Source organism: Clostridium sp. CM039 (assembly GCF_055081075.1).
The window spans coordinates 1,578,135-1,600,862 of sequence record NZ_CM143649.1; the positions used below are offsets into that span (position 1 = coordinate 1,578,135).

A 22,728-nucleotide genomic window follows, 5' to 3' on the forward strand; every position below is an offset into this window, starting at 1 on the left:
CTTAGCTTGATGGCTATGTTGCCGTACCCCTAGGATGGGAACATATAAATTTTATTGGACAGTATAATTTTGATGATAATTGTGATTATGATTTAGTAAATAATATGAGACCATTAAAATCAATCTAATAAAAGACAGTCACCTATTTCAATTAACTTGAATTTATGGTAACTGTTTTTCCTTAATGGGACTTTTGCACAAATTGCGAGCACTATCCCTTTAAGATAATCTTCTAGGAGTTTCGTTTCTGCTTCGGTAACAATCAAACCTTGAATTGCCAATGAAACTTTTGCATTATTATGATTTAACAAAATAGCAATGATGCAGTGGTGCCAAGACTACCCATAATTAACATTACCAATATTAACGATACAATATTCGTAATTATGCCTAATTTTGCCAATATGTTAGGGTGTATTTTTAGTGATATAGAAGCTAAAACACCACCTATTATACTTATAATAGGTGTCATGAACACTATTAATCCCCCTGAATTTTGACACGGTATTATTTGAAAAAGTCCGTTTAACATAAGCATAATCATAGTTAATGATATACTTATAGAAGTTATAGCAAATACTTTACTAATACCTTTCATATAGTGTTTATTTTTCATTAAATTGTCTCCTTTATCACAAATATTTACTCAATTACTTTTGAATGTTTCAAAAAACTCAGCATCTTTAATTTTTAGAATATGTTCTCACTCAGGTAATAATATAACTAAAATGATTTTTATATAAAAAAATCTATCTAACTACCATTTTACTTAATTATCATGTGAATATAGCGACATAAAGTATGTTTCCATTGCAATTATAGCTGCTCTTTGCTTGGCTGTTAGTTTGGGATATTTACCTACATTTGTTAAACAGGATACTAGTTGCATGTCACAGTTTTTTTTATTTCCACCTCCACCGTAACAATTATCATGTGTTTTACAGCAATTATCTATATTATCAATGGGGGTACCTGGTCCACTATATCCCGGGCCACACCATTTACCATAAAATGGGAACTTAAGAGACATAAGAGTACTTAGTCCTTTTTTAGATGTGGGTATACTAATAACGTTTGATAATTTTTGTGAATTTTGATCATATTTAATATGATCAATTAAGTTTAACTTATTATCTTGTAAATCGTATAATTTAAAAACTCCATTATTTTCTATCTTTTCTTGTATCATAGCATATGAAGAATAGCCATCATCTGTACTAATAAATATAATAGAATCTTTATCTATCGAAAAACTAATAATGGATATTTGATAATCTTCGCCGGATATTTTACTAGATTTATTAACAATATAGTCCTTAGATTTTATTGTTCCATTATTATACAATTCATCAATTAATGTTTTAAACACAGTATCATTATCAGCTTTATTTTTTAATTCGGTTAATTCAGTTTGTGTTAGAGTACTAAGAGAGTTTAAATCTATTTGTTTTGAATTTGCAACTTCTAACATCATTTCTTCATAAGAAGAAGTTTTTTTATCATTCCCATTTTCATAAGAATTACAACTAGGGTTATTTAAATCCAGTGCTAATACTGTTGTGCTTAAATTATTTACTATTAATCCTCCCGATAAAACTAACGAGGTAAGAAATATTTTTAATTTTTTTGAACACATATAAATCCATCCTTTCAAAAATATTTTTGTTGACATTACAAGTATATACTATCAGTATTTTACAATTAATACAACTTAATGTTTTTATGTGAAATATATCTTCGAACATATTAAAAAGCCTTATTTAGCATTGAGTTTTACATTAACTTGAATTTATGGTAACTGTTTTTCCTTAATGGGACTTTTGCACAAATTGCGAGCACTACCCCCTAATGGATCAATTAGAAGGATTGGAAGATATAAAATCTATACCTATGATGGGTGGTTACTTGTTTTATTATAAAGGTAGAATATTTGGTGGAATCTACGGAACAGGCTTTATGGAAAAAATTACTAAAGCAATTAAACATTATATGCCTGATAGCATTTCAGAAAGTCCATACGATGGAGCAAAGCCAATGTTGCATGTAGATATTGCCGATAATAGTGAGATATTAAAACAAATGGTAGTAACTATGTATGAGGAATTACCCGAACCAAAACCAAAAAAGAAAAAGATAAAAAAATAAAAGATGAGAATTCCAGAAATGAGTAGTTTTAGTTGTTGTGGTACTGAATGCAGTTGCATATACTGCTAAAAGCAAGGAAGAAGTATGTGAGGTCATTGAACTGGCAAGAAGGTCAGGAGCGAAAATCGAAAAAGAGCCACAGGATGTATTTTGGGGAGGATATCATGCCTATTTTTCTGATCCTGACGGATACCATTGGGAAGTTGCATGGGGACCTAATTTTACATTTGATAAAAATGATATGTTGGAGTTTTAGTAATACATATTTTTCAAATATTTCGTCTCAACTAACCCCATATCTAATGATATGGGGTTAATTTATTAAGTGTATATTGATATTCTGAAAGTAACACAATACCAATTGAGTTACTTTCACATTGAGGCTTACTACTGATTTTTTAAATTGTAAATATATTTAATTTATGGTAATTATGTTATAGTTAAATATATATTTTATGATGAACTTGTAGATTATTGCGTTTTAGATAATAAAATAATAATTAATCGTATTGGAGGTACAATGGGAAAAGTGAGAGGTAGTTGGAGTAAAACACAAACAGATGTATTTGTGCCATTGGTGGGTGTGTCAATGTTAATTCAAGTCATTCAGAATTGGAAGAAAAATAAAGAGGTTGCTAAAGTTAGTTTATTTGCTGCGATACTTGCTTTTGGGGTTTCAATTTTTAAATTTGTAATAAGATAAAATCAAATTTGTAAAATGGATTGGATTAGCGAAAGTAACACAAATGTAATTGTGTTACTTTCACATTGAGCCTATAGGCTAGATGTGCATAAACAACAAATGCCGTGAAATTTTATTATTTCACGGCATTTGTTGTTTACTTATTATGTTGAGTGTTTTTAATTTTGTTTATATCCAATTTAAGGTATAATATGATTTTGCCTTGACCTTTGTATACTCGGGGGTTGTGTAGTAACGGAACAGAAAACCGGTATAAGAACCGAAAATAATGATATCCATATTTTTCGAATTTAAAATCTCCAATATTACACAATGTACTTATTTAACCTTTCTTTTCCTAACTTCTCGAATTAGTGTTGACTTACTTATTCTAGTTATCGCTGCAACTTCTGTATATGAATTGTTTTTTAGCATCTCAATCGCATTATTTATTTGTTTTGATGTATATATCTTAGGTCTACCTTCTTTAAAACCTTCTTTAGTTTTTGCAATTGCTTTGCCTGTTTGGGTACGTTCAATAATTGTGTAACGCTCCATCTCGGCAACTGCTAATAGTGTAGTTAAAAAAAATTTACCCATACTTGTATTCTCTAGCAGTCCAATATTAATTACATGGACAGATATTCCTTTATTAAATAGATCTTGAACTATGCTAATGCCTTCTACAGTATTTCTAGCCAATCTGTCTAGTTTAGTAACTACTAAGGTATCCCCCTGTTTTAAATCCTCTATCAATTTATTGAATATAGGTCTATCAGTTGTAGTACCTGTGTACTGTTCTACTCTTATTTCCGCACCATTATATCTATCTAGTATATCCCTCGTCTGGACCTCTATGGAATGACCTTCTTTTAATTGTTTTTTTGTACTTACCCTTACATAACCTAGTATCACAATTCATAACTCCTTTATATCATATCGTTTTGACTGTAAGTTTTGACACCGTCCAATCCTTTGATTATACGTAAGCGTTTTATAGGTGTCAATACTGTTAAGTTATGACATTAAGATTTTATACATTTTCTTATATCGCTAAGCGTAAATTTACCACGTTAAGACACATATTACCAAAATGGCGATAAATTCAGAGAGAATATTAAATATACTCGTGTTAATTTAATGTTTTTCTTACTGTTTTAGTTAGCATTATCAATACTATAACTGAACTTTAACTAACTTGTTTTGAGTAAAAAAAATAAGAGCTTATCATTTAGTGATTAAACCCTAGATATATCAATAATCTACACTGATGTTATATATTTTTTCGAGTTAGAACTATTAGGTATTAATTCTAACTCAGAATGTTTTGATAAAAGTTTTTTTGGTAATAACTGTCTTAACGTATAAAATCCGCGTTTTGCGAGCACTACCCCATATTGGAGAAAATGGATATATCAGAAACAGCGATAAAAAATGTTTCGAGTGATGTAAAACAGGTTAAAGAAATTGTTGAGGTACTTGAAGAAGTTACTGGGAAACATGAAATCAAAATAAAAGTATTAGAACGTAGACCAGTATAATAATACATTCATTGCAGATTACCAAAAAAGCCACAGTATTTTTAGAGGCCACTGAAAAACTATATGAAAAATCGTCATCTAATTAAAGATGGCGATTTTTTTATATAAAAGACTAAAAAACAAAAAGGAATTTTAAAAGATATGTCGAATTAGTATAGTAGAATAAAATAAAAGGGGCTAAACTATTATGCTAAAAGGACAATTGGAAATAAAAATAAATACATACCATAGCTTATATTCGTTAATTATTCCGAAAGATAACATTTTAAAGCAAATTAATGACCTTGTTGACTTTTCATTTGTTTATGACGAATTGATGATTAACTATAGTTCATCTATGGGTAGAGGTGCTATTAACCCCATAATGCTATTTAAATATTTACTTTTGAAAGTAATATATGAATTGTCTGATGAAGATGTTGTTGAAAGAACTCTTTATGACATGTCCTTTAAATATTTTCTAAATTTAGCCCCAGAAGAAACAAATTTAATAAACTCAAGTACACTAACTAAATTTAGAAAGCTTCGCCTTAAAGACATGAATTTATTGGATTTATTAATAAACAAGACTGTAGAACTTGCTATAAAAGAGGGAGTTTTAAAAAGTAAAGCAATAATAGTTGATGCTACGCATACCAAGTCACGTTATAACCAAAAGTCAGCAAGCGAGGAATTATTGAAACGTGCAAAAAACTTAAGAAAAACATTGTACGGAGTACATCCTGGTATTAAAGAAGAGTTACCTAATAAAGTTACAACTGGAGTACTTGAAGATATTCTTGAGTACTGCAAATTATTAATTGATACCATAAACGAGAAGCCAGAAACTGCAGCAAATCCAGCTGTGAAAACTAAATTAAACTACTTAATGGAAGCTATTAATGATGACTTAGAAAATCTAAAAATATCAAAAGATGAGGATGCAAAAGTGGGGCATAAAACTGAGGATAGTTCTTTTTTTGGATATAAATCACACCTTGCTATGAGTGAAGAACGTTTAATTACAGCAGCTGTTATTACAACTGGCGAAAAAAGTGATGGAAAGGAGCTCATAACCTTAATAGAAAAAAGCCGTGAGGCTGGTATAGATGTAAATGAAGTAATTGGAGATACAGCTTATTCTGAAAAGAAAAACCTAGAATATACAAAAGAAAATAAAATTGCATTAATTTCAAGACTAAATCCTGTAATTTCACAAGGAATGCGAAAAAAAGAAGATGAATTTGAGTTTAATAAAGATGCTGGTTTATTTGTATGTCCGGCAGGTCATATGGCTATTAAAAAAGCAAAACAGGGAAAGAAGAATGTTGGTAAAAATCAAGTGCTAACCTACTATTTTAATGTAGAAAAGTGTAAAAATTGTGTTCATAAAGATGGGTGTTATAAAGAAGGCGCTAAATCTAAAACTTATTCAGTTTCAATAAAGTCAAATACTCACAAAGATCAAATAGAGTTCGAAAAAAGTGAATATTTTAAAAAACGAGCTAGGGAACGTTATATGATAGAGGCTAAAAACAGTGAACTTAAGCACCAACATAGCTATGATGTAGCAATATCGTCAGGCTTAATTAGCATGCAAATGCAAGGTGCATTATCAATCTTCACTGTGAATCTAAAGAGAATAATTAAGTTGAAAAGCATGAAATAGGGCTTTTAAAACTTAATTATAAAATAAAAAGCATGAGATATCCCAAATATGGATATCTCATGCTTTTTCTATTCAAGCTTGAAAACTCTACTAAATAAAGAGTGCTTTTTTCAGCGGCCTCTATTTTTACTGTGGCTTTTTTGGTTCAATATAACATCTTGGGAGTTTTTGCCTATCCTCCGGAAACGGTATGTTAGTATGAGGCAGTAACGGCATCTAGGTGTACTTAAAAGTAATATATTACATAACAATATCAAATATTAGTATTAAGTAACATTCAAAATTAAGTTATTCATAATTTAAAATGCTATCGTATAACTGAATGTGCCAAACCCTGACAACTAATAAATTAGTTGTATTTTCATTGGTATATTTATTATGATTTAATTGCGTTTATTATGATAATAATTAGCAAACATATAAGAAATAATCATAATAGTTGGCATAATTGCTACTCCTACAAAAACACCTGATAAATCATTATTTTTAGTAACTCCTATGGCAACTGCTAATAATAAAGTTAAGACAATACTAATATTAAATGTAATTTTATAAGTGCTACTTTCAGTTTTGAGTATAACCAGTTTTTTTCTTTCATCATCGTCCTGATGATCATCTTTTGCACACTTACTATCTATTCCTCTATATATTCGCACAATACCAATTAACGCACAAATAATAGTGAATAAAATACTTTTACCATTTCTTATTGAATTCATATTATCCCAATTATTTATCAAGATTATAATATAGCCAACTGCTAATAAAATAAAAGAAACACCACTCCAAAAACCTTTTTTATTATATATCTTTTTTTTCATTTTTTAAATTCCCCTCCAAATCATATAATTTTTCTATGGTAGTATTAAAAACAAGTGCAATTTTATATGCCAACATAATAGATGGATTATACTGCTCTTTTTCAAGAGATATAATAGTTCTATTTGAAACGAAAACCAAGTCAGCCAATTGTTGCTGTGTCATATTTTTTTTTATTCGTAATTCTTTAATTTTATTTTTCAACAATCCACCTTCTTTCCACAATATGAAGCTTACTTGACGTGAAGTTAGCTTCATGATAATATAAACATATTGTATTGTCAACACAAAAAATATAAAAGAGCAAAACCTAAATCAATAAGTTTTACTCTTTTATATTTTTTTAATATGATATGAACTACAAGCAGTTCATATCATATTAAAAACTCGACACTATTAAGCTTGTCCAAATATGAGATTCTAGTGTGATTTTATTAAAATGGTAAAAGTAACTCGAGTAAAGCTACAATTCCAGGTATTGAAATTTCTGCCCATTCAGGTAACATCTTGTCAACAACACTCGTTAAGAAATTATGAATTGAATCGGAATAATTGGTATAAGCATCAATAGCTTTAGTTAATGCATCAAAAGTAACATACTTTTTTAATGGAGCAGGGATAGCTTTAATAACTTTAGCCTTATTAGCTTTCATCCATTTTGCAGCTGCTTTAACAGCCTTTTTAGCAGCTGCTGATGGGACACTCCTTGTATTCCTGACAGAGCCATTATCAATTATATCTTTAGCATTTCCTTTATTAGCAAGTGCCTTATTAGCAATTGTCTCATTAATTTTCATTTGAGTTTTAATTGCCTCATTTTGTGTTGCAGTAGTAGATTTAGTTACAGTAGTGGCATTTATTGAAGATACATTCACTGTATAATTACTATTTGTCGCTGCAAAAACAGTAGCGCTACTCCCAAGTAAGCTACAAATCAAACATAATGAAATTAGTTTTTTATGCATATTAATATTCACTCCTTTTTATTATATTAAATATAAAAATTATTCCTTATTTAATATAATATACCATTAAACCGTATAATTCAATATAAAAATGTGGTTTTCGTGACCCTGTAGGGGTAGTGCTCGCGATTTGTGCAAAAGTCCCATTAAAGAAAAACAGTTACCATAAATTCAATTTAATTGAAATAGGTAACTGTTTTTTCTTAAATTGCTTATAATAGTCTCATATAGGGGTATGGCACCATAGCCATCAAGCTAAGCCATATTGAATATTAGTAAGTCATTATTAAATACTATATTTTACCATCGAAATTTATTTTGATAAATTTTAATGGTAAATTTTAAGTGTACAATAGTATTCAAACAATTTTAGGGTACACCAAAAAAAGCCACGTATATAGTGGGGCTTTTACAATTTTATCAAGTTGTTTTATGCTGCAACTTTAGCCTGCGATGATGTTAATTTATAACAAACTCCAAGAATATCAAAAACAGTTTTCTTATCCTTTTTATGAGATTTCAGACCATTCCTAACTACATTTTCAAATATTAATTTTAAGGTATCGAGAACTTTATTAGGGAATTTGATAAGCTCAAAATATAGACTATCAATATATTCATGAACTATTTCACAAGTTTTAATTTCACTGGCTTCAAGGCCTTTATTTTCTAAAGCTAAAGTCCTCATTTTAAACATTACAGCAGAGCTTATTAGTAGCAAAATAAGTTTTCCATAAAGCTGACATTGAAACCGTTCTATTTTAACTAACTTTACAACCTGTATACTAAATATGGATTTCCACGTTTTAAATATTATTTCGATCTGCCATCTTAAACTGTAAAACTCATGAACCTGCTTTGAACTTAAAACTTCTTCCTTAATATTCGTTATATAAATAGATATACCTAATAATTCAATCGTATTATTACTTTTTTCTATACCCTTTTTTTTAGCATTCTTCACAGATTTTTCTGTTCTTTTTTTCAATTGATCATTTGTTAGTTTATATAAAATAAGCCTTGTTTTTAGCGTCTTTTCCTTGCCTACATAGACATCCTTAATTTCATAACGGTCCCCCTCGGCCATCTGTTTCATTATGTCAGAAATATAGATTCTTTTTAAAAGGCTTGATTTTTTAGGAGCGCCATTCTTATAGTACTCTATATCCTTATTTTCTATATATACTGCTATATTAGGTTTGAGTCTTGATATGTAAAACGCTTCTCTATCTTCTATGTCCAAAAAATAACTTATCCTTCCGAAATCTCTATACTACTAGTAACTATAGTAGATATAAAATATAATAATTATTATAATAAAGTTTTATAAAATCTATTTACTATAATAATATTTCGATATCCAAGAAGGAAAACATGATAACTAATTACTTTTTTAAAACTTGTAGGATGCTGGCAAATGGACGAGCCTAGCTACTGAGGGACGAAGTGGCGGGTAGGCCTGTCTATTTGCCGTGAAAAATGGACGAGTTTTTTGACCTCTATTATAAATTTGTTTTATTGAAACTCTAAATTCATGAAACAAAAGTTACTGATATGTTAATCTGAGGTGAAAAACCTGTCCATTTTTCACCCGAGGGTCGCGAGGTTTTACCTTTAAAACATGTAGATTTTTTTAAATATTAGTATTTTGAAGACAAAAACAAGTCCTGCTGCATTGCAGTAGGGCTTGTTACCCTTGGGGGAAGGGGGAATATTTCATTTGCTTTGGACTAGTTTACTGACTGCTACTAAGACTAAATAGAAAAATTAATGATTAGGTACTTTAATAGATTAATTTACTTCTGGGCAGTGAGTAAGATACTGATAGGTAAGGCTTTGAAATTATCGCTACCTTTTCCCCAGTCCACACCGTACGTGAAACTTTCACTTCATACGGCGTTCCATCAAGAATTTTAATTTATTTTACTTAGTTAGTAGAACTTTAGAATTTCCGACTTTCTGTCTAAGTGAATTAATCTTATTAAGAGCCTTTTCATCAAGATTGAGATTTACTATATATTTATTAATTGTGTTTTCTACAACTACATGAACAAGTTTATGTACGTGATGATTCAGCAATATTAGGTTGCTATAGTCATCTGTTCCTCCCTTTTCTTTAGGTATTTTATGATGACATTCCATACTATGAATTTTTAAAGGTTTCCCTGTAACTCCACAGCAACCTTTCTGGGCAGTGTATAAACTTTGTCTGTTGTCATTGTATTCTACCGATTGTCCTCTTACTGGATTTATCATAAGATATCTCAATATTTCTGCATTAACACATTTTTGATTTTTGTGTATTTTTAATCTTCCTTGTTCAGTATAGTTACAGGTATCTTGGTTAAAACTCATAGTAGGATTTGTTTTGATACCTGCAATAGGGAAGATAGGTCTGCCCCTAATAAAATATGTTTTAAGGTTATAATTCCCATAATATCTCATATAGGTTTTGCCTTTTACACCTTCAAATTTACTTAGTTTGTGCAATCTGTTGTATAGGATTTTTGTGACTAAGAAACTAATTTTACTAAAATCTTCACTTATATGAGTTGCCATATTATAATAAATATGCTTTCCTAATATTTGGCTGTTAAATTTATTAACCTGCTCAATGCTAGAATTTTGTTGAATTCTCGTGATACTATCTTTAAAATTTTTGATAGTTTCATTTATTGCTTTATTAGTCATATGAGATTTGCAGACACACTTATTCTTTTTAGGTGTTGCTTTTAGTTTAATTCCTAGAAATTCAGTGTAATTCTTTCTGAGATTGGTAACTTTAGATTTTTCAGGACTTATATCAAGACCTAATCTTTCTTTTAGCCACTGCTTTACAGCAATAAAAACCCTTTGGGCTGATTTATAATCTCTACAGAAGACTTTAAAGTCATCAGCCTACCTCACAATGTAACATTCTTTAAGAGCGATTTTCTTTAATGCTACAATTTTATTTGTTTGGTCATATACCTTTTTGCCTTCTCTAATTTTGTATGATTTATATTCGGAGGTAGTTTTCATATTTTCCCACTGACTACTAACCCACCAATCTAACTCGTTTAGTACAATATTAGATAAAAGTGGGGACAAGATGCCCCCTTGAGGTGTTCCCTTGGTTGGGGGTTCTTCACCTTCAATTTGCCCTTTTAACATTTTTGAAATTACACTGATCAGCTGTTTGTCCCGTATTCCTAGGTACCACATTTGCTTCAGCAACTTACCATGATTAACATTGTGTCGGGTAAGAGTGGAGCATTACTGCTCCCTACTCCCCTTGGAACCGTACTTATATGTTTCCATATATACGGCTCGAGCATGCTTTCATCCGAGACTTCTGTTCAAATTATTCCTGCAAGTTTCTTATTCAGTATACTTTTGTGGCAGTCAAATATTTGCTTTTTATTTGGTTCTGTTAATGTGCTAGAAAAGTAATTACTATACTCTTCATCACAGCTTTTGTGTACCAGTTGTATATTTTTATATTCATTAGTACCACCAAATATTTTAGGTATTTTATAGTGAGTTACCAGGATTTCTTTTCCATTTGTAATATCTTTTTTACATAAAGGGCATAAGTATTTCTGTTTTTTAGCTAATTTTTGTCTCGATTTAATATTATTTTTATCGAATTCTTTAGTCTTTCTCTTTTGAAAATAATCATTAAGTCTTTCATCAAAAGGAGTAAAGTCATGCTTTATAAGTACATGTCTGACAATCGGCGTCCACTTCATTTTAGTTAACTGTCTGCCTGTAATCGGGTCTGTAAGTATCCATTTATCCTTACTTTGTCCTGCTATATCCGGTTTGAAATATTGACTCTTTTTCCATTTATTACTTTTCTTTGGATGCAACCTATTAAGGAATCGTCTGGTTTTTATCCATAGATAATTATCTATATCGCCAAAGATTTCTTTAGCTACTTGTGTATTCCAATAATTGGCTGTTCCTATAACAACAGGATTAAGCTTTCTAATTAAATCTCCTACATTATTTCCAGTACACTCTTTAAATTTATCTGATATTTTACTTTTTAGAGTTTTAATACTCTTTTGGGATGGTTTAATTAGGAGTTTGGTTTTATTTCCGTTTTTATATGTTCTAATATTAAAGCCTAAAAAGTCAAATCCCTCTGCCACATTTGTTATTTTCGTTTTTTCTTCTGCAAGTTCTAAACCTCTTGCATTTAAGTAACCGGATAATGAATTATATACATTTTCTGCATCTTCTTTTGTATAGCACATAATTACAAAATCATCAGCATAAACAGATAGTGTATATTTCCCTCTATTTTCATACTTAATAACGCCGGTAGCAGTCTGTGTTGTTTTGTACTTGACGCCAAGAGCCTTTCCCATTCCATTAAGTGCAATATTAGCAAGTAACGGTGACGCAATCGAGCCTTGAGGTGTTCCATTATCTGTTTCATTGAAAATATTGTTATCAACATAGCCTGCTTTCAGCCAGTTATAAATGATTTCATTAGCTGGAAATGTTCCTATTTGTTCCATGATGTAGTCATGATTTAACGTTCCAAAACAGTTCTTAAAATCACCCTCAAATATCCATTGTCTCTTTTTCCTCGCCAAGGAAAGATAAATTCTCAGGATGGCGTCTTGACAACTTCTTTGAGGTCTAAATCCATACATAGTGGGTTCAAAACGAACTTCCCATTGAGGTTCTAATGATATTTTAACAATATTTTGATATACTCTATCAATGATTGTGGGAATACCTAAAGGTCGTAACTTGCCATTTTTTTTCTTTATGTAAACTCGATATGCTGGTTTAGGTTTGTGTAAATATATACTCATTTTTTGCATTTTTACATAGAGGTTATATCTTGCTTTTGAATTCAATGCTACAAATCCATCCACACCAGCTGTTTTTTTTCCTTTATTAGATTGAGTAACTCGTTTAATTGATAGTAACAAAGCACCTTGACTGTGAATAAGTAACCTTTGTAAGTCTCTTACTTTTCTTTTTTGTCCAAGTTTTTCGGCATGATATATTCGTTGTTGTAATTTCCCTACATATTTTTCAATGGATTTCCAGTCAAACTGTTGCCATTGATTATTAGTGTTAGATAATGCGGACTTCTGTTTAGAAGCATTCATCGACTGTTACCTCCCTTTTGGACATTACTTTACGCTTTATATCATGTTGCATACCTGTTTAGAAATTCAGCTCTCTTTCGAGTGTGAAAAAAAAATCACTATCCCTCCAGTTATTTCCTTTCCTGTTGTCTTTCGACTTAAGGGCATTTGCTTATTTCAACATCCTTTACCCACTGTGGAAATTAGGCTTTCCTTGCGGAAGGCTTACCATTTTTATGGACCACATTGGGCTTACCAAGTTTGACTTCTGTCAGACACGAATGGGTTAGGTCTTCCTTATATGCCGGTAGATATATGGGTTGATGCCTATATGCACTTCGATACATATTTTCCTATCTACATCAATAGCAAATATATCCCAACTATTGTCAAAGGTTTCGACACTTTATACAGAATTCATTTGCATTAACCATACCATTCTTCCCTTAACCAACTTTGTCTCGGATACTAGACATTGATTAGGTATTTCCTCATGCAACCCACAAAGGAATTACTTCCCTTGCAGTTTCAGATAGGGATATCCTTTCAACTAGGATAGGATATAGGATTAACTATATCCACTGACAATTGCGGAAGAAGTCACTTCTTGTCGCACCAAAAAATCCTTTAATGTCTATATCAACCACATAGTGTAGTTTGTTGAAGTGGATAAATAACATGGATTTAGCTATAGCATGTTTGGTACTTCTGTTTGGTCTAAATCCATAACTATGCTTATGAAATTTTGCTTCACAAATGGGTTCAAGTACTTGCTTTATTGACTGTTGTAGCAGTCTGTCCCACATAGTAGGTATTCCTAGTGGTCGTAAATTTCCATTGGACTTAGGAATAAAAACTCTTCTAACTGTACCAGGGTTAAAATCACTAAGCATCGCTTTAACTGTATTCACTACAAGTTGAGACGGTAAATTTTCTATATTTCTAATAGTCATACCATCTGTGCCTTCTGTATTGCTTCCAGTATTTTGTTTAATATTCCTATATGCAAGAAGTATATTTTCTTCTGCACAAATTAAAGGCATTAATCTCTTGAATGTTCTTCCTTTGCAACTTTCTTCATAAAGTTTGTCTTGCATTTTTTGAGTGTTATAATACTCATTGTTTCTTAGTTTTTGTTTCTTCTTAATTTTCTTATCCTGTGTCGTGTAAGTCAATACTACTTCTCCTTACGATTTCGTATTTCTATAGTGATAGGTAAATCTTTGAAGTTATCTCCAACTTTTCCCCCACCTCACACCGTACGTGAGAGTTTCCAGCTCATACGGCGTTCCAACAATTTGTTTTTATTTAATTAAATAACTGAATTTCCTACTTGCTTTCTTAGAGAATTAATTCGCTTTAACCCTTTTTCATCAAGGGACAATAAACCTAGATATTTTTCAATAGTTGTGGGTAGTGTGCAATGTATTAATTTATGTGCACTCATTTTTAACCATACAAGATTTTTATATTCATCCATTCCGCCTAATTGTTTAGGCATCTTGTGGTGACATTCCATATTTCCAATTTCTAGTGGCTCACCAGTAACGTAACACATGCCTTGTTGTCCTGCTATAAGTGAAATACTATTATCACTCAATTCAGTTGTCTGACTTTCGTGTACAGTGCTCAAATAGTATTTTATTAGTTTAATGCTACTACCTTTAAGTTGTACATGGATTGCCTTTCTTCCTTTTTCAGTATAATTGCATTTCACTTGATTAAAACATAATGCGACTTTAGTTCTACAACCATAGATTGGAAATATAGTCATTCCTTGTATCGTTCTTATTTTACCTTTATATTGACCGTATAACCGTTTATAGGTTTCCGAAAGTTTCGGTTTATCCGATATATAATTCCTTAATCGTATTTCTAAGGTTTTTGTAACTAAGAAGTTAATGTAACCAAAATTCTTTACAACATTGGTAGCACACCTGTAGTAGTTGTGACTTCCTAATATTATGGAGTTTAACTTTGATATTTCTTTTGCAATACATTTTTTTTGTGCTATTTTAATTTGTTCTTTTAACTTATTAATAGTCTTTTGAACAGATTTATCACACATTCTACTTTGACATACATACTTATTCTTTTTAGGTTTAACCATTAGTTTAAAACCTAAAAACTCTGTATAATTCTTTCTTAGATTAGTTATCTTAGATTTATCAGGACTAATTTCTAACCCTAATCTTTCTTCTAACCATTTTCTTGTAGCATTATAGATTTTTTGAGCAGTTTTAGCATCTCTGCAAAATATTTTAAAATCATCTGCATATCTTACGAACCAAATTTCTTTTAAATTAGTTTTCTTTTGGGCATTATATCTGTGTTCAGGTTTAGAGTATTTATGTTTTGTCACAAATGTTTCCCATTGAGAACTTATCCACCAATCAAGTTCATTTAATACCACATTGGCTAATAATGGACTAATTATGCCCCCTTGAGGCGTTCCTTTTGTCGGTATTCCAATTCCTTGTATTTCTGATTTAAGAATTTTACCAATGATGCTTATGAGGTTTTTATCTTGTATTCCCATATTCCATAGTTGCTTTTTTAGTTTACTATGGTTTACGTTATCAAAGAAGCCTTTTACATCTACATCTACAACGTAGTGTAATTTAGCTTGATTCATTAAACTCATACATCTTGCAATAGCATGTTCTGTTGACCTATTCGGTCTAAAACCATAACTATGTTTGTGAAATTTAGCTTCACATATTGGTTCAATTATTTGTTTAATACATTGTTGCATTATTCTATCATCTATACATGGTATTCCTAGAGGTCTAGTTTTACCATTTGGTTTTGGAATATCTACTCTGCGAACACTTTTGGGAAAATAATTTTTGAATTTATTTTGTATATATTTCACAAATTCATCATTATCCATTTCCTTAAAGAAATCTATATTAAGTTTATCCGTTCCAACTGTTGCTGAACCTTTATTTTTCTTAATATTTCTATATGCTAGTAAAATATTTTCTTTAGACGTTATATACTGCATCAAGTTTGTAAATTTATTTTTACTACAAGCTTTCTTATACAATTCGTCAAGTATTGGTTGCATTGCGTAATATTCATTATTTCTTAGTTTTTGCTTTTTCTCTAATTTTAAGCTTTCCTTCAAGTCTATTACTTCCTCCTTTGTTTGCACAATTTCGGTTTCATATCTCTTCTTCTTACTCGAACCTTGAAATTATTCAGTATTTAATTTTTAATCAACATTTTGTCTAGTGGCTATTGCTAGAACATCATTACAATATTCATCTTTGCTTTATGCCACCACTTTCGCTTGGATTAAGATAAGTTATACTTACGTTTTCCTTATCACTACTTCATTGGTAGTAAAACCTCCGTATTCCAAGTTTCCCTTGTTCCATTATTACTATCTTTACATATATCCTTAGGTAATCGGTATGAGCCTGTAAGCTTGATAATGCCTATAACATTATATGGACTTTCATAACTAAAAGTTTTACTTATCCACACTTACTACACTTATGTGTTATACTCATTTCTAAGTATCGTAAGTTAAGACCCTTACCTTCCCGATTTCGTCAGTTCCTTATGGAACATCCTAACCATAGATATTTTATAGACACTGGCTCTATCACTACTCGACCACCTCTGGTTCGCATTTCGTGTAGGGATTATTTTTCTTCTACTTACGGTAGCTCTCAAGCATTTTAACGAGCTTATAACATTTTACTATTTATTTAGCTAAACGCTATTCGTATACCTTTGTGAAGGCATTTCAAGGCGTTACCCTATCATTCTACCTATCGTAATAACAGTTCTAATTTCCAAGTTTTAATTGGCTGATTAGGCTAGTTTTGTAGTAAACCCACGCTTACTTTTGTCTAGCAACAAGTCGCACCTTAGTCTTACTCGAACCTTACAACATTCTAATTCTATTAACATTTCTAATAACATCTTGACTTGAGCCTATCTCTCCACTACTTATTATCATAGCTTCATCAATACTGTGGCTCTACTTTCACCAGTATTAAAGTAAGTTATATCTTATGAATTTCCTTACTACTATCTCATTTGCATTAATACCTCAATATTACTGGCTTACGACGTTCCGATAATTTTATACGCATTTTACCCTTAAGTGTTTCCTCTGAGCCTATATGATTGATACTGCCTGTAACAGTATAGAGATTTTCATAGACAACATGTTTACTAATCTCCTCATATGACAAACTTAGTTGTCATAACCATTTCTAGTTATTCCTTGTTTAGACCCTTACTTTCGGAATTTCGTCAGTAATTTCTTACATTCTCACCATAGGTAATTTTTTTGGACTTCCGACCTATCTTATACTCGACTACCTCTAGTTCGCTTTTCCTCAACTTAATGTTAGGGTATAATCTCAGCCGACTTTACCGAGCTTATAACCATAGATTGCTTAATCAATCTAAAGCTATTCGGAGTATCAAAGGAAGCATTTCAGGATGTTACCCCTTTGTATATGTTAATCTAAAACTACCCCACAATTCTAATTGAAATATCCCCCACCTTACAGTAAACTTTCTTATGAGAGGCATCATAAGAGGGGGAAATGGAGATGATTAAATTGAGTGAAAAACAACACATCATAATATCGGCACATCTAAACGGAAAGTCTCAAAGGTCCATAGCTAGAGAGACTGGAATTGATAGAAAAACCATTAGTAAATATGTTAAAGAATACGAAGTGGCAAGACAAGAAATTTTGAATTTTAATGGAGGAATTGATGATATAAGAGAACTTCAGGACAGTATTGTTGAGAAACCTAAATACAATTGCATAAATAGAAAAAAGAAAAAATTAACCGATGAAATTATAAATAAGATAAAGGGGTATATTGAAGAAAACCAGCAAAAACGGCATGCCGGGAGGCATAAGCAGCAAAAAAAGAAAATTGATATATATGAAGCGTTAAAAGAAGACGATTACGATATAAGTTATCCAACTGTGAGTAACTATATAAATAAATTACTTGAGAATGGAGCCGAGGCATTTATAAAATCAGAATATGAGCTTGGGGATATTTGTGAATTTGATTGGGGGGAAGTAAAGTTAACTATTAATGCTGTGGATAGAACATTTCAAATGGCTGTATTTACATCTGCAAAAGGGAATTATAGATATGCACAGTTATTTGCTAAACAAAATTCAGAGTGTTTTCAAGAAGCTCATGCTTTGTTTTTTGAACATATAGGACAAGTATATAGAACAATCGTTTATGATAACATGAGAGTTGCAGTTAAAAAATTTGTAGGACCTACTGAGAAAGAACCTACGGATGCATTGCTTAAAATGTCCATGTATTATGGCTTTGATTTTAGGTTTTGCAATACTCGAGCTGGAAATGAAAAAGGTCATGTCGAGCGAAGTGTAGAGGTAGTACGACGTAAGTCTTTTTGTAAAAATGATAGTTTTAAATCATTAGAAGAAGCTAATAAATATCTGATGGAAACATGCGATAAATTGAATAGCCAACCACATAAAATAAAAAATATGAAGACTGCAAAAGAAATTCTTAATGAGGAAAGACAACATATGGGGCCTTATATTGCAAAACTTGACACTGCTAGGATAGAAGAACCTAGAGTGGATAAATATTCGACATTCTCAGTGAATACCTGTCGGTATTCTGTACCTGATATATATGTTGGAAAAAGAATATTCATAAAAATATATTCCAATGACATTGTTTGCTTTAGTGAGGGTAAAAAAATAGCTTCCCATGAAAGGAAGTTAGGATTTTATGAATGGTCTATTAAGCTTGAACATTATCTTAATACCTTTAAAAGAAAGCCAGGATCATTAGCTTCAAGCACTGCAATGCTACAAGCAGACCCTAGGATTCAAAACATCTATGATACCTATTATAACAAAAAAGAGAAAGATTTTATAGAATTACTTTTATTTATAGGTAAAAGTAATATCTCTAAGGTCCTAAATGCAATAAATTTATTAAATAAAATAAATCCTACGGATATAACAACCGAAAAAATAAAGTCTATTTGTAATAGAGATTATACTAATTTTATCGAAAATAATGTTATCCAACTAAATTCAACTGTTGAATTTGAACCTAACGGTTTACTAGATGTGTATAAATCTTTAATACCAATATCAACGGAAGATTTTAATAATGAGGTGGCTATAATATGATAAATAAGAAGAAATTATATAAAGATATTGAAGAATTAGCAATAGATCTTAAACTTGCAGGTATAAAAAACAACTTTGAGGTGGGTGCGAAAGATGCTTGCATTAATGACATAAGCTATGAAGAATTTCTTTACAAATTATTGGAAAAAGAATCTGTTTTAAGAAGTGAAAGTAGTAAACAAAATAGAATTAGAATAGCAAAGTTTCCTTATAAAAAATATATCGAAGATCTTGTAGTTGAAGATTTACCAGTTGATGCTAAAAAGAAATTAAAGACGTTAAGTTCACTTGAATTTATTAGTACAGGACAAAATGTAATTTTAGCTGGAAATCCTGGGACAGGCAAGACCCACATGAGTATTGGCCTTGGAATAAAAGCTTGTTTAGCTGGCTATAAAGTTCTTTTTATTACGGTATCATCGCTTATCACCCAATTAAAAGAAAGTCGTTCTCAGAAAGTATTAAGAGCATTTGAAAATAAATTTGATAAATATGATTTAATTATTGCTGATGAATTGGGATATATTTCTTATGATAAAGAAGGTTCAGAACTTTTATTTAGTCACTTATCATTAAGAGCAGGTAGAAAATCAACTATAGTAACCACAAATTTATCCTTTGAAAGGTGGAATGAGATATTTAAAGACCCTATTATGACCGCTGCAATGATCGATAGACTTACGCATAAGGCATATATAGTAAATATGAATGGTAACTCCTACAGATTAAAGGAAACTAAAGAATGGCTCGCAAAACAATAATAAAATTTCCCTTCACTATATAATTAATTTGGAGGGAATATTATTTTTTTTTACAATTTTTGGTGGAGGAGTTTTGGGTTAGAATATGGGGGAGTTTTCACTTGACAAATACACCCTTCATTCTACTTCTCAATTATCAGTTATCCCTAACCATGAAAGTTAGGTTAATTAGCTTTTCACTAATTAACGTCTCGCACATTGTCCAAAGCTTCCTTTGGGACCTAGAGCAGTGAAAGAACTTGTGCCACATCAGGTTTTCGTATGAAGAATGAAGGAGAAAATCGGATGTGACCAGCCTTTGACTGCGGAGTCTTATTATTATATTAAGACTGATTTGTAATACATTCAAAGTAAAGAGTCAACACGTTATGTTATATTCAAATTGAAATTTTAAAGGATTAGGCAATAGCATCAATGTGAAAGTAACTCAATTACATTTGAGTTACTTTCAGAATATTAATATAATCTAAATATATTAAACCCCACATCGTTAGATATGAGATTATCTGAGACGTAATATTCAAAGATTGTGATATAACTATATATTTCAGTTATATTTAGAATTAGTTAAGTTGAACCGTACCATAAATGGTGCAGATTTTTTTTTTTAGTAAATAGCTAGTGATGGCAGATGTGGTAATATAAGTATGATATTATAATTTATAAGATCCTGTAAAAGGAGGTTTGAAAGTGTATGTTTAATCCAATCGTTATTGTTGCATAGCAAAGGCTATTGCAACGAGCAGTTAAGACACATAGCCTTTGCTATTCCTAATAGAAACAAAACCTTTAGGAGGGCAAAGATGAGCTATAACAAAGCAATGTATATACTCCCTAATAATTTGATCGAAAAGGTTCAGGAATATGTAGATGGTGAGTTTATCTATATTCCAAGAAAACCAAGCAATAAAAAAGAATGGGGAGCCAAAACCTCTACCCGACAAGAATTATATAACGAAATACTCATATTTATGAAGACTATTTGGCGAGTCATAATTCACAACATTTATCTAAAAAATATTTTTTATCCTTGAAAAGCATACAAAGGATAATTAGGGAACAAAAAAAATAGTATTTAATTTTCAAAATGAGCCAATGCAGTTTTATTACTGTATTGGCTCATTTTTTTTATTAACTGTCTTTAAGGTTTAGTTTTGAATGCTCGGATGGTACAATTCAAGTAGAAAAAACACTAGATTAGGAGGAGTTATGATGGAAAAATTTTGTGACAATCCACCCGTTATCCTTCCTATTAATTGTTAATATGGAGGAGAGTTTTTCATGCAAAAGTTAACCTTTGATATACAGTACCTATCCCCACCACCTACAATTTAATAATGTAAGCAGTATGGTAAAAAGACAACTCACAAAAAAATTGAGAAAATGAGGTTTTAATATGTTTGATATTAGAAAAATCCAAGAGCAAGTAATTTTTGGTGCCGTAAAAAATGCGCATGACGATAAAATGGCAACAAAAATTGTATATGGAGAACACGAGCTATCTTCATCAGAAGATAATGCGACATGGGTGAAATCCACCATGAACAGACTAGAAAGCAACTTTGATAGGTCTACCGTTAAGCAGATTAGAATGAACTGTCAATGTGGATATGGGATGGATGAAAAATTAGCGTTAGTGCAAGAACTGGTTGCATCATCGTCTAATTTAGAAGAATTTGCAAACCAAGATAAAGCAAAGGCAGCTGGACTATCTTACACAGATGGGGAACTCTATCTACAATTTCCGTTTTGTCCTTGTCCCATGCTTGCTGATGTGAATAAATTAGATACGGATACATGGTGTCAATGCACTGCAGGGTATAGTAAAGTTCTTTTCGAAAAAGCTTTTGGATGTGAAGTCGTTGTAGAATTATTAAAAAGTATAAAAATGGGTGACAATGTATGTCTTATGAAAATCATTCCTCGTGATTCTATTTGGAAATAGGCGAATGCCCTACATAAAGGTAATACTTCAATCAAATCTGAATGGAGTAGTAAATTAATATGTTGTCCTTTTGAGTATCAATGCCAATATATCCATCCTCAACTATAGGATTTGTGATATCCATTTTACGAAAAGCATCCTTTTGTTCTTTAGAGAAATGACGTGAAAGATGACTTTCACGTCATTTGCTTTCCTTATAGCCCCATTGTTATTCTTATGTATGCAATTAACTGTTTTAATATTGACATCATTTAAGACGACATATTCGAAAATGGTAGTACAATTCAACTTCACATTGTGCTCAAATAATTACCACTCTTTAGTTAAAATATGTTCTACTGTTGCTAATGGATTAAGCAGTTTTTCTTTGAAAAACTCAGGATTAAGCAGTTTTTCTTTGAAAAACTCAGGATAAAGATATACATCTGAAATTTTATCCAATGGAATCCATTGTAATTCTTCTTTTGCTCCATCTTCTGTAAAGCTCATGCAAATTGTATTCAAGGAATCCATGTCTTTCATATAAAAGAAAAAGGACAGTTCATGGAATCTTTCTTTTGTAACATCTTCAGTGAAAAAGTTCTCATGTATAAATCCAAGCCTTTCTATTTTCATATAAATTCCAGTTTCTTCATACACTTCTCGTACAACGGCTTCTTCAGCTGATTCATGTAGCTTAACCCTTCCTCCAACACTGTAAAAATAAGGTGCTTTATTATTCTTGACCATCAATAATTTGTTATCATGTAGAATAATTGCACCTACTCGATAATTAAATTTTCCTTGCTCTGTCTTAAAAGTTAAATCCATTCCATCCATAATGTATTCCTCCAAAATATTTAGTTCGTAGTATTTTACGATTATGACATAGATGTTTAGCTAATTATACTATTTTTACCTAATTATATATATAAATAAAAATTAAAAATTACGTTATATATTAGGTATCAAAAAAA

At 30.9% G+C, this 22,728-nt stretch carries 23 protein-coding genes; 9 read left to right on the top strand and 14 right to left on the bottom strand.

The annotated features are described in order from the left end of the window. Positions 1-304 precede the first annotated feature (304 nt). Both ACWJJ2_RS07435 and ACWJJ2_RS07440 read right to left on the bottom strand, forming a co-directional pair. The gene (locus ACWJJ2_RS07435) at positions 305-616 is read right to left on the bottom strand and encodes a hypothetical protein (RefSeq protein WP_216304597.1); all 312 of its coding nucleotides are present in this window, start codon (positions 614-616) and stop codon (positions 305-307) included. Between the two features lie 153 nt (positions 617-769). Next, positions 770-1,636, bottom strand: coding sequence for a phospholipase A2 family protein (locus ACWJJ2_RS07440; RefSeq protein WP_216304598.1), 867 nt, complete (start codon positions 1,634-1,636; stop codon positions 770-772). 212 nt (positions 1,637-1,848) lie between these two features. Here ACWJJ2_RS07440 and ACWJJ2_RS07445 point away from each other — a divergent pair, with 212 nt between their 5' ends. The 3 genes from ACWJJ2_RS07445 to ACWJJ2_RS07455 all read left to right on the top strand — a co-directional run bounded on the left by ACWJJ2_RS07445 (position 1,849) and on the right by ACWJJ2_RS07455 (position 2,848). Further along, positions 1,849-2,145 carry a TfoX/Sxy family protein gene (locus ACWJJ2_RS07445; protein ID WP_462954123.1) on the top strand — a complete coding sequence of 99 codons (297 nt, stop codon included), beginning with the start codon at positions 1,849-1,851 and terminating at the stop codon, positions 2,143-2,145. Between the two features lie 37 nt (positions 2,146-2,182). Next, entirely contained in the window at positions 2,183-2,401 is a 219-nt protein-coding gene (locus ACWJJ2_RS07450; protein WP_216304600.1) for a VOC family protein, read from the top strand. 264 nt (positions 2,402-2,665) lie between these two features. Next, the gene (locus ACWJJ2_RS07455; RefSeq protein WP_216304601.1) at positions 2,666-2,848 is read left to right on the top strand and encodes a hypothetical protein; all 183 of its coding nucleotides are present in this window, start codon (positions 2,666-2,668) and stop codon (positions 2,846-2,848) included. Positions 2,849-3,166: 318 nt separating this feature from the next. Here the strand turns inward: ACWJJ2_RS07455 and ACWJJ2_RS07460 are convergent, their stop codons facing one another. Next, positions 3,167-3,742: a recombinase family protein gene (locus ACWJJ2_RS07460; RefSeq protein ID WP_216304602.1), complete on the bottom strand. Its 576-nt coding sequence runs from the start codon at positions 3,740-3,742 to the stop codon at positions 3,167-3,169. Positions 3,743-4,233: 491 nt separating this feature from the next. On the opposite strand from ACWJJ2_RS07460, the gene ACWJJ2_RS07465 reads away from it, so the two are divergent. After that, on the top strand, positions 4,234-4,368 hold the full coding sequence (locus ACWJJ2_RS07465; RefSeq protein WP_258280728.1) for a hypothetical protein: 135 nt from the start codon (positions 4,234-4,236) through the stop codon (positions 4,366-4,368). Positions 4,369-4,555: 187 nt separating this feature from the next. After that, positions 4,556-6,016, top strand: a complete 1,461-nt coding sequence (locus tag ACWJJ2_RS07470) for an IS1182 family transposase (protein ID WP_220287894.1) — start codon at positions 4,556-4,558, stop codon at positions 6,014-6,016. 383 nt (positions 6,017-6,399) lie between these two features. Here ACWJJ2_RS07470 and ACWJJ2_RS07475 read toward each other — a convergent pair whose 3' ends face one another. From ACWJJ2_RS07475 to ACWJJ2_RS07520, 10 genes are all read right to left on the bottom strand, one after another. Beyond that, complete coding sequence (locus tag ACWJJ2_RS07475) at positions 6,400-6,837, bottom strand: hypothetical protein (RefSeq protein WP_462954124.1); 438 nt, start codon at positions 6,835-6,837, stop codon at positions 6,400-6,402. Continuing rightward, positions 6,818-7,039, bottom strand: coding sequence for a helix-turn-helix transcriptional regulator (locus ACWJJ2_RS07480; RefSeq protein WP_216304634.1), 222 nt, complete (start codon positions 7,037-7,039; stop codon positions 6,818-6,820). The genes ACWJJ2_RS07475 and ACWJJ2_RS07480 overlap by 20 nt, the downstream gene beginning before the upstream one ends. Positions 7,040-7,269: 230 nt before the next feature. Beyond that, entirely contained in the window at positions 7,270-7,800 is a 531-nt protein-coding gene (locus ACWJJ2_RS07485) for a hypothetical protein (RefSeq protein ID WP_216304632.1), read from the bottom strand. A gap of 430 nt (positions 7,801-8,230) precedes the next feature. Next, entirely contained in the window at positions 8,231-9,043 is an 813-nt protein-coding gene (locus ACWJJ2_RS07490; RefSeq protein WP_462954125.1) for a transposase, read from the bottom strand. A gap of 680 nt (positions 9,044-9,723) precedes the next feature. Beyond that, the gene (locus tag ACWJJ2_RS07495; RefSeq protein ID WP_366510054.1) at positions 9,724-10,491 is read right to left on the bottom strand and encodes an HNH endonuclease; all 768 of its coding nucleotides are present in this window, start codon (positions 10,489-10,491) and stop codon (positions 9,724-9,726) included. Between the two features lie 207 nt (positions 10,492-10,698). Further along, positions 10,699-11,004 (bottom strand): hypothetical protein, encoded by a 306-nt coding sequence (locus ACWJJ2_RS07500; protein WP_462954126.1) that lies wholly within the window; start codon positions 11,002-11,004, stop codon positions 10,699-10,701. A gap of 134 nt (positions 11,005-11,138) precedes the next feature. Further along, the gene (gene ltrA / locus ACWJJ2_RS07505; RefSeq protein ID WP_462953321.1) at positions 11,139-12,914 is read right to left on the bottom strand and encodes a group II intron reverse transcriptase/maturase; all 1,776 of its coding nucleotides are present in this window, start codon (positions 12,912-12,914) and stop codon (positions 11,139-11,141) included. 551 nt (positions 12,915-13,465) lie between these two features. After that, positions 13,466-14,068, bottom strand: a complete 603-nt coding sequence (locus tag ACWJJ2_RS07510; protein WP_253198319.1) for a reverse transcriptase domain-containing protein — start codon at positions 14,066-14,068, stop codon at positions 13,466-13,468. A 137-nt stretch (positions 14,069-14,205) separates the two neighbouring features. Beyond that, positions 14,206-16,023, bottom strand: a complete 1,818-nt coding sequence (ltrA, locus tag ACWJJ2_RS07515; protein ID WP_258876409.1) for a group II intron reverse transcriptase/maturase — start codon at positions 16,021-16,023, stop codon at positions 14,206-14,208. Between the two features lie 203 nt (positions 16,024-16,226). Beyond that, entirely contained in the window at positions 16,227-16,385 is a 159-nt protein-coding gene (locus ACWJJ2_RS07520; protein WP_462953509.1) for a hypothetical protein, read from the bottom strand. 1,085 nt (positions 16,386-17,470) lie between these two features. Here ACWJJ2_RS07520 and istA point away from each other — a divergent pair. From istA to ACWJJ2_RS07540, 4 genes are all read left to right on the top strand, one after another. Beyond that, positions 17,471-19,066: an IS21 family transposase gene (istA, locus tag ACWJJ2_RS07525; protein WP_462953320.1), complete on the top strand. Its 1,596-nt coding sequence runs from the start codon at positions 17,471-17,473 to the stop codon at positions 19,064-19,066. Further along, positions 19,063-19,827, top strand: coding sequence for an IS21-like element helper ATPase IstB (istB, locus tag ACWJJ2_RS07530; RefSeq protein ID WP_258876041.1), 765 nt, complete (start codon positions 19,063-19,065; stop codon positions 19,825-19,827). Before istA ends, istB begins: the two co-directional genes overlap by 4 nt. Before the next feature lie 803 nt (positions 19,828-20,630). Next, entirely contained in the window at positions 20,631-20,861 is a 231-nt protein-coding gene (locus ACWJJ2_RS07535) for a hypothetical protein (RefSeq protein ID WP_366510050.1), read from the top strand. Positions 20,862-21,223: 362 nt separating this feature from the next. Next, the gene (locus tag ACWJJ2_RS07540; RefSeq protein ID WP_216304458.1) at positions 21,224-21,772 is read left to right on the top strand and encodes a DUF6144 family protein; all 549 of its coding nucleotides are present in this window, start codon (positions 21,224-21,226) and stop codon (positions 21,770-21,772) included. Between the two features lie 309 nt (positions 21,773-22,081). Here ACWJJ2_RS07540 and ACWJJ2_RS07545 read toward each other — a convergent pair whose 3' ends face one another. Then, positions 22,082-22,591, bottom strand: coding sequence for an NUDIX hydrolase (locus ACWJJ2_RS07545; protein WP_462954127.1), 510 nt, complete (start codon positions 22,589-22,591; stop codon positions 22,082-22,084). Positions 22,592-22,728 lie beyond the last annotated feature (137 nt).

Coding starts and splice junctions, on each gene's coding strand:
- ACWJJ2_RS07545 (WP_462954127.1), bottom strand. CDS start 22,591: ATGGATGGAATGGATTTAACTTTTAAGACAGAGCAAGGAAAATTTAAT.
- ACWJJ2_RS07470 (WP_220287894.1), top strand. CDS start 4,556: ATGCTAAAAGGACAATTGGAAATAAAAATAAATACATACCATAGCTTA.
- ACWJJ2_RS07465 (WP_258280728.1), top strand. CDS start 4,234: ATGGATATATCAGAAACAGCGATAAAAAATGTTTCGAGTGATGTAAAA.
- ACWJJ2_RS07535 (WP_366510050.1), top strand. CDS start 20,631: ATGAGCTATAACAAAGCAATGTATATACTCCCTAATAATTTGATCGAA.
- ACWJJ2_RS07540 (WP_216304458.1), top strand. CDS start 21,224: ATGTTTGATATTAGAAAAATCCAAGAGCAAGTAATTTTTGGTGCCGTA.
- istB (WP_258876041.1), top strand. CDS start 19,063: ATGATAAATAAGAAGAAATTATATAAAGATATTGAAGAATTAGCAATA.
- ACWJJ2_RS07455 (WP_216304601.1), top strand. CDS start 2,666: ATGGGAAAAGTGAGAGGTAGTTGGAGTAAAACACAAACAGATGTATTT.
- ACWJJ2_RS07500 (WP_462954126.1), bottom strand. CDS start 11,004: ATGTGGTACCTAGGAATACGGGACAAACAGCTGATCAGTGTAATTTCA.
- istA (WP_462953320.1), top strand. CDS start 17,471: ATGATTAAATTGAGTGAAAAACAACACATCATAATATCGGCACATCTA.
- ltrA (WP_462953321.1), bottom strand. CDS start 12,914: ATGAATGCTTCTAAACAGAAGTCCGCATTATCTAACACTAATAATCAA.
- ACWJJ2_RS07440 (WP_216304598.1), bottom strand. CDS start 1,636: ATGTGTTCAAAAAAATTAAAAATATTTCTTACCTCGTTAGTTTTATCG.
- ACWJJ2_RS07495 (WP_366510054.1), bottom strand. CDS start 10,491: ATGACTAATAAAGCAATAAATGAAACTATCAAAAATTTTAAAGATAGT.
- ACWJJ2_RS07485 (WP_216304632.1), bottom strand. CDS start 7,800: ATGCATAAAAAACTAATTTCATTATGTTTGATTTGTAGCTTACTTGGG.
- ACWJJ2_RS07435 (WP_216304597.1), bottom strand. CDS start 616: ATGAAAAATAAACACTATATGAAAGGTATTAGTAAAGTATTTGCTATA.
- ACWJJ2_RS07475 (WP_462954124.1), bottom strand. CDS start 6,837: ATGAAAAAAAAGATATATAATAAAAAAGGTTTTTGGAGTGGTGTTTCT.
- ACWJJ2_RS07445 (WP_462954123.1), top strand. CDS start 1,849: ATGGATCAATTAGAAGGATTGGAAGATATAAAATCTATACCTATGATG.